Source organism: Olsenella profusa, assembly GCF_016900315.1.
In the GTDB taxonomy this organism is placed as follows: Bacteria; Actinomycetota; Coriobacteriia; order Coriobacteriales; family Atopobiaceae; genus Thermophilibacter; species Thermophilibacter profusus_A.
Genome location: NZ_JACSNQ010000008.1, coordinates 18,850 through 35,416, shown reverse-complemented (window position 1 = coordinate 35,416; position 16,567 = coordinate 18,850). Strand labels below are relative to the sequence as shown.

16 protein-coding genes are annotated in these 16,567 nt (G+C 56.2%); all 16 read left to right on the top strand.

All coding sequences use genetic code 11. From position 1 onward, the window contains the following. Positions 1–126 precede the first annotated feature (126 nt). The 16 genes from H9X80_RS05160 (at position 127) to H9X80_RS05085 (ending at position 16,245) form a co-directional block, all read left to right on the top strand. The gene (locus tag H9X80_RS05160) at positions 127–792 is read left to right on the top strand and encodes a YveK family protein (RefSeq protein WP_204793274.1); all 666 of its coding nucleotides are present in this window, start codon (positions 127–129) and stop codon (positions 790–792) included. Between the two features lies 1 nt (position 793). Next, the gene (locus H9X80_RS05155; RefSeq protein ID WP_204793273.1) at positions 794–1,642 is read left to right on the top strand and encodes a tyrosine-protein kinase family protein; all 849 of its coding nucleotides are present in this window, start codon (positions 794–796) and stop codon (positions 1,640–1,642) included. Between the two features lie 61 nt (positions 1,643–1,703). After that, entirely contained in the window at positions 1,704–2,363 is a 660-nt protein-coding gene (locus H9X80_RS05150) for a CpsB/CapC family capsule biosynthesis tyrosine phosphatase (protein ID WP_204793272.1), read from the top strand. Positions 2,364–2,607: 244 nt separating this feature from the next. Next, positions 2,608–3,123 carry an antiterminator LoaP gene (loaP, locus tag H9X80_RS05145; RefSeq protein ID WP_204793271.1) on the top strand — a complete coding sequence of 172 codons (516 nt, stop codon included), beginning with the start codon at positions 2,608–2,610 and terminating at the stop codon, positions 3,121–3,123. After that, the gene (locus H9X80_RS05140; protein ID WP_204793270.1) at positions 3,104–3,880 is read left to right on the top strand and encodes a sugar transferase; all 777 of its coding nucleotides are present in this window, start codon (positions 3,104–3,106) and stop codon (positions 3,878–3,880) included. The genes loaP and H9X80_RS05140 overlap by 20 nt, the downstream gene beginning before the upstream one ends. Then, the gene (locus H9X80_RS05135; protein ID WP_204793269.1) at positions 3,880–5,100 is read left to right on the top strand and encodes a glycosyltransferase family 4 protein; all 1,221 of its coding nucleotides are present in this window, start codon (positions 3,880–3,882) and stop codon (positions 5,098–5,100) included. The genes H9X80_RS05140 and H9X80_RS05135 overlap by 1 nt, the downstream gene beginning before the upstream one ends. Next, on the top strand, positions 5,101–6,159 hold the full coding sequence (locus H9X80_RS05130; protein WP_204793268.1) for a polysaccharide biosynthesis protein: 1,059 nt from the start codon (positions 5,101–5,103) through the stop codon (positions 6,157–6,159). It begins immediately after the preceding gene. Further along, positions 6,159–7,382, top strand: coding sequence for an NAD-dependent epimerase/dehydratase family protein (locus H9X80_RS05125; RefSeq protein WP_204793267.1), 1,224 nt, complete (start codon positions 6,159–6,161; stop codon positions 7,380–7,382). Before H9X80_RS05130 ends, H9X80_RS05125 begins: the two co-directional genes overlap by 1 nt. Position 7,383: 1 nt before the next feature. Beyond that, positions 7,384–8,568 (top strand): non-hydrolyzing UDP-N-acetylglucosamine 2-epimerase, encoded by a 1,185-nt coding sequence (wecB, locus tag H9X80_RS05120; RefSeq protein WP_204793266.1) that lies wholly within the window; start codon positions 7,384–7,386, stop codon positions 8,566–8,568. Between the two features lie 23 nt (positions 8,569–8,591). Further along, on the top strand, positions 8,592–9,434 hold the full coding sequence (locus tag H9X80_RS05115) for a glycosyltransferase family 2 protein (RefSeq protein WP_204793265.1): 843 nt from the start codon (positions 8,592–8,594) through the stop codon (positions 9,432–9,434). Beyond that, positions 9,409–10,398, top strand: coding sequence for a glycosyltransferase (locus H9X80_RS05110; protein ID WP_204793264.1), 990 nt, complete (start codon positions 9,409–9,411; stop codon positions 10,396–10,398). Before H9X80_RS05115 ends, H9X80_RS05110 begins: the two co-directional genes overlap by 26 nt. Before the next feature lie 12 nt (positions 10,399–10,410). Beyond that, positions 10,411–11,028: a CatB-related O-acetyltransferase gene (locus H9X80_RS09265; protein WP_342590874.1), complete on the top strand. Its 618-nt coding sequence runs from the start codon at positions 10,411–10,413 to the stop codon at positions 11,026–11,028. Positions 11,029–11,033: 5 nt separating this feature from the next. Then, entirely contained in the window at positions 11,034–12,185 is a 1,152-nt protein-coding gene (locus H9X80_RS05100) for a glycosyltransferase (protein ID WP_342590876.1), read from the top strand. Positions 12,186–12,187: 2 nt separating this feature from the next. Next, on the top strand, positions 12,188–13,405 hold the full coding sequence (locus H9X80_RS05095) for an O-antigen ligase family protein (protein ID WP_204793262.1): 1,218 nt from the start codon (positions 12,188–12,190) through the stop codon (positions 13,403–13,405). Further along, entirely contained in the window at positions 13,398–14,891 is a 1,494-nt protein-coding gene (locus H9X80_RS05090; RefSeq protein WP_204793261.1) for a hypothetical protein, read from the top strand. Before H9X80_RS05095 ends, H9X80_RS05090 begins: the two co-directional genes overlap by 8 nt. A 100-nt stretch (positions 14,892–14,991) precedes the next feature. Next, positions 14,992–16,245 (top strand): nucleotide sugar dehydrogenase, encoded by a 1,254-nt coding sequence (locus H9X80_RS05085; protein WP_204793260.1) that lies wholly within the window; start codon positions 14,992–14,994, stop codon positions 16,243–16,245. The last annotated feature ends 322 nt before the right edge of the window (positions 16,246–16,567 follow it).

The window sequence follows — 16,567 nt, the reverse complement described above, 5'->3', positions numbered from 1 at the left end:
TGCGATACCCTCCCCCCAACAATGTGTTGTATAAATACAACGTCGCGTACCACGATGTTGCGTACCGGCACGAATGGCACGAAAGTGGACTGGGGCCTGCCCCCGGTGGAATGGGAGGTACGGGGGATGACCCTGCTGGAACTGCTCCACCTGCTGAGGAAGCACCTGGGTCTGGTGCTGGCGCTGCCCGTCGTGTGCGCGCTCGTCATGGGCGTCTACGCGTTCGCGTTCATGCACAACACCTACACGGCTACGGCCAGCATGTACGTGCTGGCACAGGGCGAGGAGCAGGACACGGGGAGCAGCAACCTCTCTACGGACCTCAACGCCTCCCAGATGATCTCCAACGACGTCTCCACGCTGCTCACGAGCGACCGCGTCCTCAGCGAGACCGCCTCCGACCTCGGCCTGGAGAACCTCGACGGCTATGAGACCTCCGTCACCAGCGAGACCACCTCGCGCGTGATCGGTCTCTCCGTCACCGGGCCGGACCCGCAGACCGCGGCGGACATCGCCAACGGCATGGTCGACAACGTGTCCGAGATCGCCCGCGAGGTCATGAACGTGGAGAGCGTCAACGCCATCGACGCCGCCACCACGCCTGCGGCCCCCAGCGGCCCCAACCGCGTGCTCTACGTGGCCGTGGCCTTCATGGCGGGCCTGTTTGCGGCCGTCGCCGTCGTGGTTATTGCCGACATGCTCAACACCAAGGTCAGAAGCCAGGAGGAGGTCGAGGCCCTGCTTGAGCTCCCGGTCATCGGCCGCATTCCGACTATGAGGGAGGGGCGCTAGCATGCCGGGAAAGAAGAAGGGCTCGAGCCGCGTAGCCGTCCAGAACGCCGCCAAGACGCTTGCGGCAAACATCCGCTTTGCCTCCGTGGACAACCCCGTCAGCAGCATCGTGGTGACGTCGTCTGTCCCCAACGAGGGAAAGTCCTTCGTCTCCGTTGAGCTTGCGCGCGCCCTGGCGGCAAGCGGCAAGCGCGTGCTGCTCATCGAGTGCGACATGCGCAAGCGCTCGCTCGCGGCGATGCTTGACGTGCACGGCCGTCACGGCATCTACGCCGTGCTCTCCGGCGAGGCGGACCTCGACGAGTCCGTGGTCCCCACCAAGACCCAGGGGCTCTTCTTCCTGGACGCCGAGCCGGGCATCCCCAACCCCACGGACATCCTCTCCTCCAAGCGCTTCCGCGGCCTGCTCCAGGGGGTCCGCAAGAGCTTTGGCTACGTGGTCATGGACACCCCGCCGGTGGGCGCCTTCGTTGACGCGGCCGTGCTGGGCTCCGTGGCGGACGCCACGGTCCTCGTGGTGCGCGAGAACTTCGTGCGTCGTGACGAGCTCGTGGCCGCCTACACCCAGCTCCGCCAGGCGGACGTCAACCTGGTGGGCGCCGTTCTCAACTGCTGTGACAACGAGTCCGCGGGGTACGGCTACTACTCCCACTACGGCAGCGAGCCCTCGCGCTCTGCGGCCGAGGACCAGATCTCCCGCGCCACCGCCCAGGCGGCCCCCACGCGCCAGCAGGCGCAGGCCGCGTCCGGGCTCCGGCCCATCCCGCAGCCCCAGCAGCACGCCGTGTCTCCTGACTCCACCGCGCAGTTCATCGCTGGCTACCAGCCAAGGACCCGCACGGACGACTAGCAGCTCGGCCGGCGCAGGCGGGGCGAGAAGGGACCTCGGGCAGAGGAAGGGGGAGACGGACATGCGAGACATCCACAGCCACATTCTACCGGGAGTTGACGACGGCGCCCGTGACCTGGCAATGAGCCTCGACATGCTGGAGGCGGCCCGTGCCGCCGGCGTCACCTCCATCGTCTGCACGCCGCACGCGCGCGACCCCTACTTTGACTACGACGCCATGTGGGCCGCCTACGAGGACCTCCGCGCCCACGCCGGCGGCTTCCCGCTGCAGATGGGCTTCGAGGTGGCGCACGCCAAGCTCGTTGAGCTGGGTGTGTCCGAGTGGGCGCCGCGGCTGGCCTTTGACGGCACCAACGAGTTCCTGCTGGAGCTTGACCCCGGCTGCTCCGAGGCGAGCTTCGCCGGCTACGAGCGCACGATCTTCGAGCTCCAGGGCATGGGCTACGACGTGATCATCGCGCACCCGGAGCGCTACCGCGCCATCCAGCGCAACGTGGGGCTTGCCGCGCGCCTGGTGCGTATGGGATGCAAGCTGCAGGCGTCCGCGGACTTCGTGGCCGGCGGGCGGCTGGGCCGTGAGAGGCGTCCTGCGCGGAAGATGTTCGACCAGCTTCTCTACCGCTACATAGCGAGCGACGCGCACCGACCGGAGCACTACGCGCTCCTGGCCGAGGCCGTGCGCGACTACCCCACGCGCGGCGCCCACGCCGGGGTGCCGTAGCGGCGGGCCCCAGAGACCCCTTCGCCGCGCTCATGGGAGCGCGTGAGAGCGGCGAAGGAGGCTCTGGTCTCCCAGCCTGCGCCGCGGGCGCACATATTCGCAGGTAGGCAATCGTTTCCCAGGGTTCGTTGCCGGGGCTTGCGGAGGGTGAATATCGTCGCTTTTTTCTCGAGCAAGCGCCCGGGTGGCAGTGCATGGCCGTTTTTGCCAGCGCGACCAGGGGCCTTGCCTGTGGAGGTGCCGTATGTCCATGTACGTCATCCAGGTCACGGGTGGCCTGGAGAGCCGCGTGCGCACGCTTGTCATGAGGCTGCTGGGTGACCTGGTGGGGGAGTGCTTCATCCCGCGCCGGGAGGTCAAGCGCCGCGTGGACGGCGAGTGGGTGAGCGTGACCGAGCTGCTCTTCCCGGGTTATCTCTTCATCACCACTGATGACGTGCTGGGCGTCTCCGACCGTCTGAGGGCCGTGCCGCAGTTCACGCGCCTTTTGGGAAAGAACGACGAGAGAATCACCCCCCTGAGCCCCGAAGAGGTCTCCTGGCTGAACGCCCTGCTCGAGCCCGTCTCCAAGACCGTGGAGATGAGCGTGGGCGTGATAGAGGGAGACCGCGTGATCGTGACCGACGGCCCCCTCGTGGGCCACGAGGGCCTCATCAGCAAGATCAACCGCTACAAGCGGGTTGTCTACCTGGACATGCGCATGTTCGGCAGAACAAAGACGATCAAGGTAGGTCTTGAGATTGTCAGAAAGAGCGATTGACGCCAGCGAGAAGGACGTGGGGCTGGACCTTGCGTCCCGACGCGAGGCGGCCGTGCTCAGCGAGGCGGGCAAGCACGAGCCCGACCTCACGGCGGTGGGCATCCCCTTGGACGTGATTAGAAAGCTTCTGCCCGGCGATGACGTGATTGAGCTCAGCGAGCCGCGCGTTGCGGGAGGGCTGGGCTACCGCTTTGTCAAGCGTGCCTTTGACATAGTGTCCTGCAGCTGTGCACTTGTTGTCCTGGCGATTCCGATGGCTGTCATTGCCCTCAAGATCAAGAGCGAGTCGCCGGGCCCCGTCATCTACGCTCAGCGCCGCGTGGGCAAGAACGGACGCGAGTTCAACATCTACAAGTTCCGCTCCATGTACGTTGACGCGGAGGCTCGCGGCGCACGCTGGGCAGCGGGCGACGACCCACGAGTGACGCCCTTTGGGCGCGTGATGAGAAAAACCCGCGTGGACGAGATTCCGCAGTTCTGGAACATCGTCAAGGGCGATATGAGTCTCATCGGCCCGCGTCCGGAGCGCCCGGCCTTCTGTCGTGAGTTCGAGAAGCGCATTCACGGCTGGCGTTGGCGCACGAAGGTGCGCCCCGGCCTCTCCGGCCTTGCTCAGGTGACGGGCGGCTATGACCTGCTGCCCAAGGAGAAGGTCGTGCTTGACCTGGAGTATATCGAGCATCGGAGCTTGGGACTGGATCTCAAGCTCATCCTGCGCACGCTCGGCGTGGTGAAGTCGGGGGAGGGGGCGCGGTAATGCGCGTCCTCGTCGTGTGCCAGCATTATTGGCCAGAGCCCTTCAATACCAGCGAGGTTTGCGAGGAGTTGGCTAGGCGTGGCCATGGGGTGACAGTCATTACCGCCCTGCCAAACACGGGTATGCCCGATAACGACATTCCTAGGGACTGGCGAGACCCTGCGCGTTGGGATCAGCTGATAAACGGCGTACGCGTTCTGCGCGTAAAGCTGCACCCCCGTCTTTCCGGGGCAAAGAACAGAGTGCTGAACTACCTCTCCTTCTGGTACAACGCCAACAAGCTGGCGGGAAAGCTCAAGGACGACTTTGACGTCGTGCTGGGCTATCAGTTCTCACCGGTCATGCAAGTCGACCCCGGGCTTGTCTATGCGCGCCAGCACCACAAGAAGATGCTGCTCTATTGCTTTGACCTGTGGCCGGTGAGTTTGACGGCCGGCGGGTTTTCCGATGACTCTCTCCCGTATAAGTGGATGACGGCCGTCTCTAAGCGAATCTATCGTCAGGCTGACCGCATTGCGGTCACATCGCCTCTGTTCGATGAGTACTTCCGCAACGAACTTGGTATCGTGCGTGAGGACTCCGCCTATCTCCCCCAGTTTGCCGAGGACTCGTTTTCTACGACTGAAGGGCTCCCGGTTCCTGAGGGCTATGACCCATCAAAGATCAACCTCACTTTTGCGGGAAACGTTGGTCAGGCTCAGTCGGTCATAACCATTGTCGAAGCTGCCGCCCTGCTTGTGGATGAGCCAGAGGTTGCGTTTCACGTTGTCGGGTCCGGCTCGCAGTTGGCAAGCTGCGAAGCCCGCGCGGATGAGCTCGGCGTTCGAAGCGTTACGTTTCATGGTCGAAGGCCACTCGAGGACATGCCTGCGTACTATTCCGCCTCGGATGCCATGCTCGTCACGTTTGAGGACAGCCCGATGGCAACCTATACCCTTCCCAGAAAGGCAACGACCTATCTCGCCGCGGGCAAGCCCATACTTGCTGCGCTGTCTGGTGAGACAAAGCGCGTCATAGACGAGGCCGGGTGTGGTCTCACGTGTGGGACTGCAGACGCTTGGGGGCTGGCGGAGATCGTGCGTCAGTTTGCGGCTCTGCCGGTCGATTCTCGCGAGCGTATGGGGGCAGCCTCTCGCTCCTATTACCAGAAGCGCTTCACCAAAGAACGGTTCTTCGAGAGGCTGGAAAGCCTTCTCTCACAACTTGCGGAGGTTAACTAAATGGCTGATTTCTCTGCCTTTTCCGGCAAGACCCTCATGATTACGGGTGGTACGGGCAGTTTTGGCAATACCGTGCTCAAGCACTTTCTGAAGAGTGACATCGGTGAGATCCGCATCTTCTCGCGTGACGAGAAGAAACAGGATGACATGCGCCACATGCTCCAGGAGCGCTATCCAGAAGAGGCGCACAAGGTCCGCTTCTTCATCGGCGATGTGCGCAACGCCCAGAGCGTGCGCGACGCCATGCACGGCGTGGACTACATCTTCCACGCGGCCGCGCTCAAACAGGTTCCCTCTTGCGAGTTCTTTCCCATGGAGGCGGTGCGCACCAACGTCATCGGCACCGACAACGTGCTCCACGCCGCCATCGACGAGGGCGTGGACCGCGTGGTCTGTCTCTCCACGGACAAGGCCGCTTACCCCATCAACGCCATGGGCAAGTCCAAGGCCATGATGGAGTCCATCATCTACGCCAACGCTCGCAACGGCGCCGGACGCACCACCATCTGCTGCACCCGCTATGGCAACGTCATGTGCTCTCGCGGCAGCGTGATCCCGCTCTTCATCGACCGCATCCGCAAGGGAGAGCCTCTCACGGTGACCGACCCTCACATGACCCGCTTCCTCATGAACCTCGATGAAGCGGTGGACCTCGTGCAGTTCGCCTTCGAGCACGCGGAGCCGGGCGACCTCTTCATCCAGAAGGCGCCGGCATCCACCATCGGTGACCTCGCCGAGGCGGTCCAGGAGGTGTTCGGCCACACGGGCACCCAGATTATCGGCACGCGTCATGGCGAGAAGCTTTACGAGACCCTCATGACCCGAGAGGAGAGGCTCCGTGCCGAGGACATGGGCGAGTACTTCCGCGTGAGATGCGACTCGCGCGATCTCAACTACGATCAGTTCGTCGTGGAGGGCGAGGTCAAGACTCAAGCGGATGAGCCCTACACGAGCCACAACACGCGCAGACTCAACGTCGAGGAAACCATCGAGAAGATCAAGACCGCCGAGTACGTGCGGCTCGCCCTCGAGGGCCGCGAGAACGAGGCGGTGCAGTAGTGAAGGTTCTCGTCACCGGCGCCAAGGGGTTCGTGGGCAGGAACCTCTGCGAGGCGCTCAAGAACGTCCGCGACGGCAAGGACCGCCGCCTGCGCTACCAGTCCCTGCTGCCCCTCACGGTCTTCGAGTACGACCGTGACGGCTCCCGCGAGGAGCTCTCGCTCTACTGTTCCGAGGCCGACTTCGTCTTCAACCTGGCGGGCGTGAACCGCCCGGAGGACCCCGCGGACTTCATGCGGGGCAACTTCGGGTTCGCCTCGGAGCTGTTGGGCCTGCTGGAGCACCACGGCAACCGCTGCCCGGTCATGCTCTCGAGCTCGGTCCAGGCGACGCTCGAGGGCCGCTATGCCAACTCCCCCTATGGCGAGTCCAAGCTCGCGGGAGAAAAACTATTCCGGGAGTACTCCGAGCGCACCGGGGCCCCGGTCCTGGTCTACCGGTTCCCGAACCTCTACGGCAAGTGGTGCCGCCCGCGCTACAACTCGGCTGTCGCCACGTTCTGCGACGCTATATCGAATGGCAGGCCGTTCCACGTGGACGACCCATCCACGGAACTCGAGCTCCTCTGGGTGGGCGACCTCGTCGACGCTATGCTCGAGGCACTGATCAGCAACATTACCCGCTGCCGCTATGACGGAGTTCGAGCCGTGCTCGACCCTGAGGGGGAGTTCTGCCACGCTGGTCCGACTGACCGTGCGACGCTTGGGGAGATCGTCTCCATGCTCGAATCGTTCCGGCAGAGCCGTGAGGACCTCTCCGTGCCCGATCTGACGGAGGGCTCCCTCTCAAAGAAGCTCTGGAGCACCTTCGAGAGCTATTACGATGGGGGATGCCTCGCCTATCCGCTTCATGCGAACGTGGACGAACGCGGCTCCTTCACGGAGTTCCTGCGCACCCCTGACAGGGGGCAGGTCTCCGTCAATGTTTCCAAGCCCGGGATCACCAAAGGCAACCACTGGCACCAGTCCAAGTGGGAGCGCTTCCTTGTGGTGTCGGGCGAGGCGCTCATCCGCCTGCGCCGCATCGGGACGGACGCCGAGGGCGAGCCGTACCCGGTGGAGGAGTACCGCGTCTCCGGCGCGGAGCCGGTCGTCGTAGACATGGCGCCCGGCATGACGCACTCCATCACGAACCTCTCCGAGACAGACGACCTCGTGACCGTCATGTGGGCCAACGAGCCGTTCGACCCCGAGGCACCCGACACCTATTACGAGGAGGTATAGCATGCCCATCGACTACTCGGATGTCTCCTTCAAGGGCGACGGCCGCCTGAAGCTCCTCATCATCGTGGGCACTCGCCCCGAGGTCATCCGCCTCTCAGAGGTCATCAAGAAGTGCAGGCGGCACTTCGACTGCCTGTTGGCACACACGGGTCAGAACTACGACTACACCCTGAACGGCATCTTCTTCCGCGACCTCGAACTCGATGACCCCGACGTCTACCTTGACTGCGCGGGCGGCGACCTCGGCGAGAGCATCGGCAACATCATCGACCGCTCCTACAAGCTCATGGTGCATGTTAAACCCGACGCGCTGCTGATCCTAGGGGATACTAACTCCTGCCTTTCCGCCATCCCCGCGAAGAGGCTTCACATCCCCATCTTCCACATGGAGGCGGGCAACCGCTGCAAGGACGAGTGCCTGCCCGAGGAGACGAACCGCCGCATCGTGGACGTGATATCGGACGTGAACCTGGCCTACTCCGAGCACGCGCGCCGCTATCTGAAGGACACGGGTTGCGCACCTGAGCGCACGTTCGTCACGGGAAGCCCCATGGCCGAGGTCCTTCACAGGAACCTCGGGAAGATCGAGGCGTCGAACGTCCTCGACGAGCTGGGCCTCGAGCCCAAGCGCTACATGCTTCTCTCCGCCCACCGCGAGGAGAACATCGACACTAAGGCGAACTTCGAGTCCCTCTTCTCCGCGATCAACGCGCTCGCGAAGGCCTACGACATGCCGATACTCTACAGCTGCCACCCGCGCTCCAGGAAGCGCCTCGAGGAGACCGGCTTCAAGCTCGACCCGCGCGTGCGCATGCACGAACCCATGGGCTTCCACGACTACAACTGCCTGCAGATGAACGCATTCTGCGTGGTTTCGGACTCCGGCACCCTGCCCGAAGAGTCGAGCTTCTTCGCCAGCGTGGGACGCCCGTTCCCTGCGGTGTGCATCCGAACCTCTACTGAGCGCCCTGAGGCGCTCGAGAAGGGGTGCTTCACCCTCGCGGGAATTACCGAGAGGGGGCTTCTGCAGGCGGTGCGCACCGCTGTGGCACTCGAGGAGGAGGGAAGTCATCCAGAGGCGCCCGTACCGGACTATGCTGGCGAGACCGTCTCAACTAAGGTCGTGAAGATCGTCCAGTCTTACACCGGCATCGTGGACAAAATGGTGTGGAGGAAAGCTTTCTAATGGATATAAAGACACCCTGCGACATGACAGCAATAGTGCTAGTCAAAAATGAGGAAAAGAATCTGCCAAACTGCCTTGATTCGATAAAAGGCCTTGTGAAGCGCATCGTGGTTGTTGATTCGGGCAGCACTGACTCTTCGAAGGAAATTGCTCTTTCTTACGGCGCTGAGGTTTATGAGCACGAGTGGATTCACTATGCCGCGCAGTTCAACTGGGCAATAGACAATATTCCCATTGATACAAAATGGATATACCGTATTGATGCTGATGAAGTAGTAACCCCTGAGCTTGCTTGCGAAATCGAACAAGCTTGCGAAGAGCACGCTGAGGATAATGTTAACGGTCTAGTCATGAAGTTTAAGATATTTTTTATGGGCCGTTTTCTCACTCATGGAGGTGTCTATCCCTTTTATAACTTGACAATTTTTAAGAATGGTTTTGGTCGCTATGAAGATCGGGCCATGGGTGAGCATATAGTCTTATCAGAAGGACGATCTGTCAATTTAGAGCATGATTGCCTTCACTATGATTTCAAGGATCTTTCAAGCTGGACGATTAAGCACAATAATTATTCAACGCGAGAAGTCACTGATTATTTTTACGTGCGTGAAAACAATCCTGAGCTCGCGACTCTCTACGGGGAAGCTGAGAGGACGAAATCCCTAAGAGATAACCTGTATTACAAGCTGCCATTGTTTTTGCGGGCTCACCTATATTTCATTTATCGCTATTACTTCCGTTTTGGTTTTCTGGATGGCAAACCTGGCAAGATGTATGCGTTTCTCCAAGCCTATTGGTATCGGTTTCTCGTAGACGCAAAAATTTATGAAAAGGAACTCAATGGGCAAAATCCAAATGATAAATAAGCCTGTTCTCTCAATAATCATACCTGTATATAATGCAAATCAGTATCTAGATGATTGTCTGCGAAGCATTTTTATGCAGGGGTTCAAAGACGATGAGTTCGAGGTTCTCTGTATAGATGATGGTTCAACAGATAGCTCAGTAGAAATTATAAGAAAATGGTCAAAAGTACATCTAAATATTCGAACATTTCATCAGGCTAATGCTGGAGTATCAGCAGCAAGAAACTTGGGATTAAGTCAAGTGACTGGTTCTTATTTCCAGTTTGTTGATGCTGATGATGTAGTTGTCCCAGGTTCGCTTAAAATCATCTGTGATTTAATGCGCGAATTGCATTGTACAGTTGCCCAGTTCAACTTTAAAAATGGCTTTGAATTTAAATATGTTAAGCCGATGGATATATCGAAATATTATGTAGATGAGATGACTCTGTCTGGAAGCGTATGGAGATACATTTTTTCATCAGCTGAATTCGGAAATATGACTTTTGATACTGAGCTGAAGTACGAAGAAGATACGTTTTTCGTACAGTGTGTAAGACTTCATCGGCCGAGATGCCTTGTTGTGGAAGATCGATGCTATTTTTATAGACAAAGCCAGCGCTCGGCAATGGCTACCAGAGATTTCTCCATATGCGCTGAAAGCATGTTGAGAATTGCTACTAACTTGCAGAAAATCTTACATGAAGGTACTTTTCAAAACGAAAGTCAACGAATTATAAAATGGTCTGCTCGTGCTACGGCTGGATATATATATTATCGCCTTCGCGCTGGATTTAAGGACAGCCCATTTCAGATGCTTCGAAATATGGGACTCTGGCCGTATCCCAAAGAGTGGGACTTGCTTAGAGTTCGTACAGAAAGCGGAGGGGGCAAGCTAACGCTCTCTAATTGGTTACTATTTCTCGTTGGCATTCGTCCTATCTGGTTTGTAATCAATAAAATAAATATTTTGTCTGGGAGATAGGGGCACACGAAAGTGAAGTTCAATCTTGGACTAATAGTTAACAAAATGATTAAATATATATATCGACCCGCTTTGCGAGACTGTGAAATTGACAGGCGAGGACGGATAGGGTCTGGCTCTAATTGCATAATGGTTGCATTGGGAAAATATAGTTATATGGGTGCGAATAATTCTGTCTGCAATACCGTCATAGGCAGCTTTTGTTCGATTGCGAGCTATTGTGCGATTGGAGGAGGCGAACATCCAGTACATCAAGTATCAACTTCGCCCATATTTCTGGCGGGCAAGAATATCTTTAATAAGAATTTTGCACAGGCTGAATTCGAAGATTCCGAAAGAGTTGTAATCGGAAATGATGTCTGGATTGGTGAAGGTGTCTTTATTAGAGGTGGCGTCAGTATAGGGGACGGCGCCGTTGTAGGTGCACACTCAGTTGTCACTCATGATGTGAGGCCTTACGCGGTTGTTGTGGGCGCGCCTGCTAAAGAGATCCATAGACGTTTTTCCGATGATGTAGTGAATGGCTTGCTCAAACTCAAATGGTGGGACTGGGATGATGATCGGCTATATGAGAATGCTGCGTTGTTCGCTAACCCAAAGGCCTTGCTAGAAAGCGAGGGGCTACTTTGAAAATTGTGCATCTTTGTCTAGCATGCTTTTTTCCCGATGGGTTTACTTATCAAGAGAACATGCTTCCTAAATGGCATAAGCGGCTAGGATATGACGTCGAAGTTATTGCATCGCTGCTAAGCTTTGACAAGGGTGGTCTTGACATCATTCTACCTAAACCAACTAGCTATTTGAATGAGTATAATATACCAGTTACGCGTTTGGCGTATAAATCACCAATGCAGATTTATCGCAAACTCAATCGGTTTATTGGGCTCGCGGATGCTCTAGAAAAAGCGGCTCCTAATATTCTTTTCATCCATGGGTGTCAATTTCTTGATATAGATATTGTGGTTGCATATCTTGAGAACCATCCTGGCATTAAAGTTTATGTTGACAATCATGCAGACTATAGCAACAGCGCACGTAATTGGCTTTCAAAGCATGTTCTTCACCGCTTAATTTGGAAACGGTGTGCAAAGCTTGTTGCACCTTATACAAGCATGTTCTGGGGAGTTCTCCCCGCTCGTGTTGATTTTCTTGTAGAAAATTATGATTTACCACGCGCTAAATGTGCCTTGCTCGTGATGGGCGCTGACGACGATGAGGTTGAGCGTGCGAGCAATTCGCCAGTTCGTATATCAATCCGTAATCGTTTTAGATTTACTGATGATGATTTTGTCGTAGTGACTGGTGGAAAAATAGATACAGAAAAGCGTCAAACACTTCAGCTTATGGATGCAGTGCGCTTAATGGACGAGCACATAAAACTGTTAGTGTTTGGACCGATTGCTTCAGAGATGAAGGAGGAGTTTGACGAAAAGTTTGATTCGGATAAGATGGTTCATGTATCTTGGGCCAATGCTTCTGAGTCTTATGACTATTTTGCTGCGGCAGATGTTGTCTGTTTTCCGGGAAGGCATTCAGTCTACTGGGAGCAAGCTGCAGCGATGGGAAAGCCCCTCATTGTGAAACGTTGGCCGGGTACCGAGCATGTAAATATCAATGATAATGTGATGTTTCTTGACAGCGGTGGAGCTGAGGAGATTGTCAGAGCAATTATGAGAGTCTCTTCGTCTGATAGTTTTGCGTCTCAAATTAAACATAACGCGTCATGTGCGGCAAAATCTTTCCTTTATTCGGATATCGCAAAGCGCTCAATAGAACTGGCTGAATAGACATGATGCCGTTTACGCGAGTCACCCCTTGTAAATTAACTGATAATAAAGTATGTCTTGCTGTAGCAATAGGATCCTTTGTGACGGTTATCGCTCAGATTGATTCACGTCTTTCTATTGCCTATACGACGCTTTGGATTGTTCTTGTAATTTATCTATGTGTACACCAGCGAAATGATATTAGGTTTTCCGGCATGACTTTTGCGACCGTATTTATTGCGGTCCTGCTTGCAGTGTATTGCTCTTGTTGCTATCTGGTATTTGGCGAAATTGGCTATTTAACTGGTTTTTTCCAGCTTTACTTGAAATGCCTGCTTATGTACCTGATTGGCACACTTTGCCGAAATTTGATCTCTCTGGATTCTGGTTGGACGAGTATTCAGATAGCTTATGTTTTGGCCTCCTGCATATATCTTTGTTGGGCCTTGGTAAGCTATTTCCCCGGTTTTTCTGAATGGCTATCGAGCATGACGTATCTCTTTGAGAGCAAAAACAGCTTGGGCCAAATCGTTGGAGTTGCGGCAATAATCCTTCTGGTCAACGCATTTGATGAGTCAAAGCAGTTACGCTGGCAAGCATTCAATTTGCTAATCAGTTTTAGCCTGTCGATATGTTCCCTGTTGATTCAGTGTCGGACAGCCTTTCTCGCTATTTGTTGCGCTTTCGTATTTCTACTGGTTTTGCGAAGAAAGAAGAAGCTGCTGCTTTTTGCATGCATCGTAATAATTCTTACGCTTATTTTCTCTTCGGAATGGCGAGAGTTTTTTGTGCACGCCTTTTTTCTGGATAAATATGAGGGTGCCGATGCGAACGCCATGTCCAGCGGAAGATTGGGTCTATGGGAAAAGGCGCTTGAGAGCATCAATGGTCGGGAGCTGTTCGGTCTAGGTGACTACTACGTCGACAACATGTATATCAACCTGCTCGCAAATTTGGGCATCATTGGTTTTTTCTTGCTGATGGGATTTTGGGTGCCTCGCGTCATTCTTAACCTCTCAAGGGGCTCACGGATAGAAGGTATTCCGAAGTCCTGCCGTCACTTGTTTCGATTTTTGGCATGTCTCACAGTTTTCTACATTGTCGAATCGCTTCTTGAGGGTTTTCCGCCTTTTGGACCGGGTACTTGCTCGTTTATGTTTTGGATTCTTTGCGGATATCTTGATGGAGTAGAAAGTAGAGCAGATAAAAAATGCAGCATCCGGGGAATGAATAATGTATAGCCAGCTAAAGGCCGGTGCGGCAATTTCGTATGCTGCCGTCGCGTTCAATACGCTGGCGGGTCTGCTCTACACGCCCTGGATGATCTCCTGCATCGGCTCCGATGACTACGGCCTGTACACGCTTGCCATCTCCGTCGTCAACTTCTTCCTGCTCGACTTCGGCCTCGGGGATGCAGTCTCGAGGTTCATGTCGAAGTACTACGCTGAGGGGAGGGACGAGCTCGTCGCAGGGTTTCTCGGCATCGTATTCAAAGTTTACTTGATCATCACTGCCGCGATTGCCATCGTGTTGCTTATCATATATATCAATATCGACGCAATTTACGCGGGGCTTGGCCCGCATCAGCTGCAGGTATTCAGAGGGCTCTACCTCATCGTAGCCCTCTACAGCCTCTTCTCCTTTCCGTTCTCACCACTTTCTGGCATCCTTACAGCGAAGGAGCGCTTCGTCGCACTGAACCTCTGCAATCTTGCGCAGAAGGTCGGAACTGTCGCTCTAATCGTCGTGGCGCTGCTCCTTGGGTGGGGGGTTTACGCCCTGGTCGCTGTAAACGCGCTTGTCAGCGTTGCCGTTACGCTAGTTAAGCTATTCATCGTTTCAAAATGGACCGACGTGACCGTCAACGTCGGCAGCTGGGACTCCGGGACTGCCGGGCAGGTGATTGGCTTCTCGGTGTGGGTTACCGTTTCGCAGATTTGTCAGAGGCTTATTTTCTCCATCATGCCGTCGATTATTGCTATGACCTCATCAACAATCGAAGTGACGCTATTCGGACTTGCATCGTCCCTCGAGGGATACGTCTATACCGTCGCGGCTGCCCTGAACGGCATGTTCATGCCAAAGGTCTCGCGATCCCTAGCCGGGGAGGACGAAGGGCTTCAGAGTCTGATGATCCGCATAGGAAGAATCCAACTTTACATCATCGGCTTCATCTTCGTTTGCTTCCTTGCGATCGGGACGCGATTTGTCGATTGCTGGATGGGGGAGGGATACGAGCCTCTGTGGGCATGCACGGTTCTTCTCATTTTGCCTTCTGTGTTCGAGCTTCCGCAGTTAATAGGCGGGACGGCAATAACGGCTTCCGGCCATGTGAAGGAAAAGTCGATCGTGTTCATTGGAATGGCTGCCTGTAACATCGCACTGGGATTCGTGCTTACTCGTTTTCTCGGAGCTTTTGGGGGATGCGTTTCGATTTGCGTTGCGTACTTCTTGAGGACGCTTGGTGAGAACGTTCTATACAAGATGAAACTCGGAATAGACCTTTCCTCGTTCTTCATCCAGACATTCTTGAGATGGTTGGCTCCGGCAGTGATTACACTGACAGGGGGTTGCGTTGTGTCTGCGCTTCTTCCAGTTGAGGGCTGGGCCGGATTTGTCATATGCGGCGTGATAGCGTTTCTTGTGTACGCAATGACTTGCTGGATGTTCGCATTCGATGACTATGAAAAGAATCTTGTAAAGGGATTATTTGCCCGAACACAGTGACGTTTGGCTAGCTGTATATATTCGGTTCCGTCAGCAACGGATTAAAGCCACCATAGACGATGAGTTCTGCAGCAGAAATATTAAGTTAAGGAGAACTGATATGCAAATTGCGGTTGCGGGCACTGGTTACGTCGGCCTTTCCGTCGCCTTGCTGTTGAGTCAGTACAACAACGTGAAAGCCCTTGACATCGTGCCCGAGAAGGTCGAGATGCTCCGAAGGAGCGTCTCGCCCATCCGGGACGCGGAGATCGAACGGTTCCTGTCCAATAAGGAGGAGATGGGCCTCTCCTTCGAGGCGACAACGGATGCCGCCGAGGCTTACGGAGATGCCTGCTACGTGGTGGTGGCCTGCCCTACTAACTACGATACGGACACCAACTCCTTCGACACCAGTGCCGTGGAGGCCGCGATGGATGCTGCGCGCTCGGTGAACCAGGATGCTTGGATCGTCATCAAGTCGACTATTCCCGTTGGATATACGGAGCGTATTCGCGAGGAGCGGGGGGATTCTAAGATCATCTTCTCTCCCGAGTTCCTGCGCGAGGGACACGCTCTCTATGACAATCTGCACCCGAGCCGCATCGTGGTTGGGGCGCCAAAGGATGATGCTGATGCCGTAGCGGCGGCGGAGCGGTTCGCATCGCTACTCGAGGAGGGGGCGGACCCAGTCGAAAGGTCCCGCAAGAACGCCGATGGAACGGTGGGAATTCCCAAGCTCGTCCTCGGCTGCACGGAGGCCGAGGCCGTGAAGCTCTTCGCCAACACCTACCTGGCGCTGCGCGTCTCCTACTTCAACGAGCTCGACACCTACTGCGCCACCAAGGGGCTATCGACGGCGGACGTCATCCGGGGCGTGTCGCTCGACCCGCGCATCGGCGACTTCTACGACAACCCCTCCTTCGGCTACGGCGGCTACTGCCTGCCGAAGGACACCCGCCAGCTCCTCGCCAACTACCGCGACGTCCCCCAGGACCTCATCCGGGCCATCGTGGACTCCAACGCCACCCGCAAGGACTTCGTGGCCGACGAAGTGCTCAAGAGGGTCGCTGGGCTTGTCTACGCAGGCGTTCCCAAGCCCGTGGTGGGCGTCTACCGCCTGACCATGAAGAGCGGCTCGGACAACTTCCGCGCCTCCTCCGTCCAGGGCGTCATGAAGCGCGTCAAGGCCAAGGGCGTGCCCGTGGTGGTCTACGAGCCCACGTTCAGGGGCGACGAGTTCTTCGGGTCCGAGGTCACCTCCGACCTCGGGGCGTTCAAGTCCCGCTGCGACGTCATCGTCGCGAACCGCTGGTCGGACGAGCTCGCGGACGTGGCGGATAAGGTCTACACCCGCGACCTGTTCCGGAGAGACTAAAATGCTGTGTCTAAAAACTAAAAGTCGCCTTACATCTGATTCAGCGCGCTTGTCTAAATGCCGCCCTATTCAGTTCGCTATATAACTGAATGCCTACGGCAGAGCCTCCGCCCTCGCAGGCTAGCTCAAACCGCAACGGCAATGCATTAAGCTTTTGCACAGGAACGTCGTTAAGCAACAAGCGGAGGCCGTGATGTGCAGAGGTGCCCTGGGCAGAGCAATGCAGACTGTAACAGCAAAGGCCGAACTGGCGGTTCTCGCTGCATGCCTGCTCCTGGTGCTTGTTGGCTGCGCTCCGTCCGGTATCCCGAATGCGGAACCC

Bases quoted from the DNA above. Each gene is read 5' to 3' on its own strand.
- loaP (WP_204793271.1), top strand. From the start codon at position 2,608: ATGTCCATGTACGTCATCCAGGTCACGGGTGGCCTGGAGAGCCGCGTG.
- H9X80_RS05110 (WP_204793264.1), top strand. From the start codon at position 9,409: ATGGGCAAAATCCAAATGATAAATAAGCCTGTTCTCTCAATAATCATA.
- H9X80_RS05155 (WP_204793273.1), top strand. From the start codon at position 794: ATGCCGGGAAAGAAGAAGGGCTCGAGCCGCGTAGCCGTCCAGAACGCC.
- wecB (WP_204793266.1), top strand. From the start codon at position 7,384: ATGCCCATCGACTACTCGGATGTCTCCTTCAAGGGCGACGGCCGCCTG.
- H9X80_RS05115 (WP_204793265.1), top strand. From the start codon at position 8,592: ATGACAGCAATAGTGCTAGTCAAAAATGAGGAAAAGAATCTGCCAAAC.
- H9X80_RS05085 (WP_204793260.1), top strand. From the start codon at position 14,992: ATGCAAATTGCGGTTGCGGGCACTGGTTACGTCGGCCTTTCCGTCGCC.
- H9X80_RS05090 (WP_204793261.1), top strand. From the start codon at position 13,398: ATGTATAGCCAGCTAAAGGCCGGTGCGGCAATTTCGTATGCTGCCGTC.
- H9X80_RS05135 (WP_204793269.1), top strand. From the start codon at position 3,880: ATGCGCGTCCTCGTCGTGTGCCAGCATTATTGGCCAGAGCCCTTCAAT.
- H9X80_RS05160 (WP_204793274.1), top strand. From the start codon at position 127: ATGACCCTGCTGGAACTGCTCCACCTGCTGAGGAAGCACCTGGGTCTG.
- H9X80_RS05130 (WP_204793268.1), top strand. From the start codon at position 5,101: ATGGCTGATTTCTCTGCCTTTTCCGGCAAGACCCTCATGATTACGGGT.
- H9X80_RS05150 (WP_204793272.1), top strand. From the start codon at position 1,704: ATGCGAGACATCCACAGCCACATTCTACCGGGAGTTGACGACGGCGCC.
- H9X80_RS05095 (WP_204793262.1), top strand. From the start codon at position 12,188: ATGATGCCGTTTACGCGAGTCACCCCTTGTAAATTAACTGATAATAAA.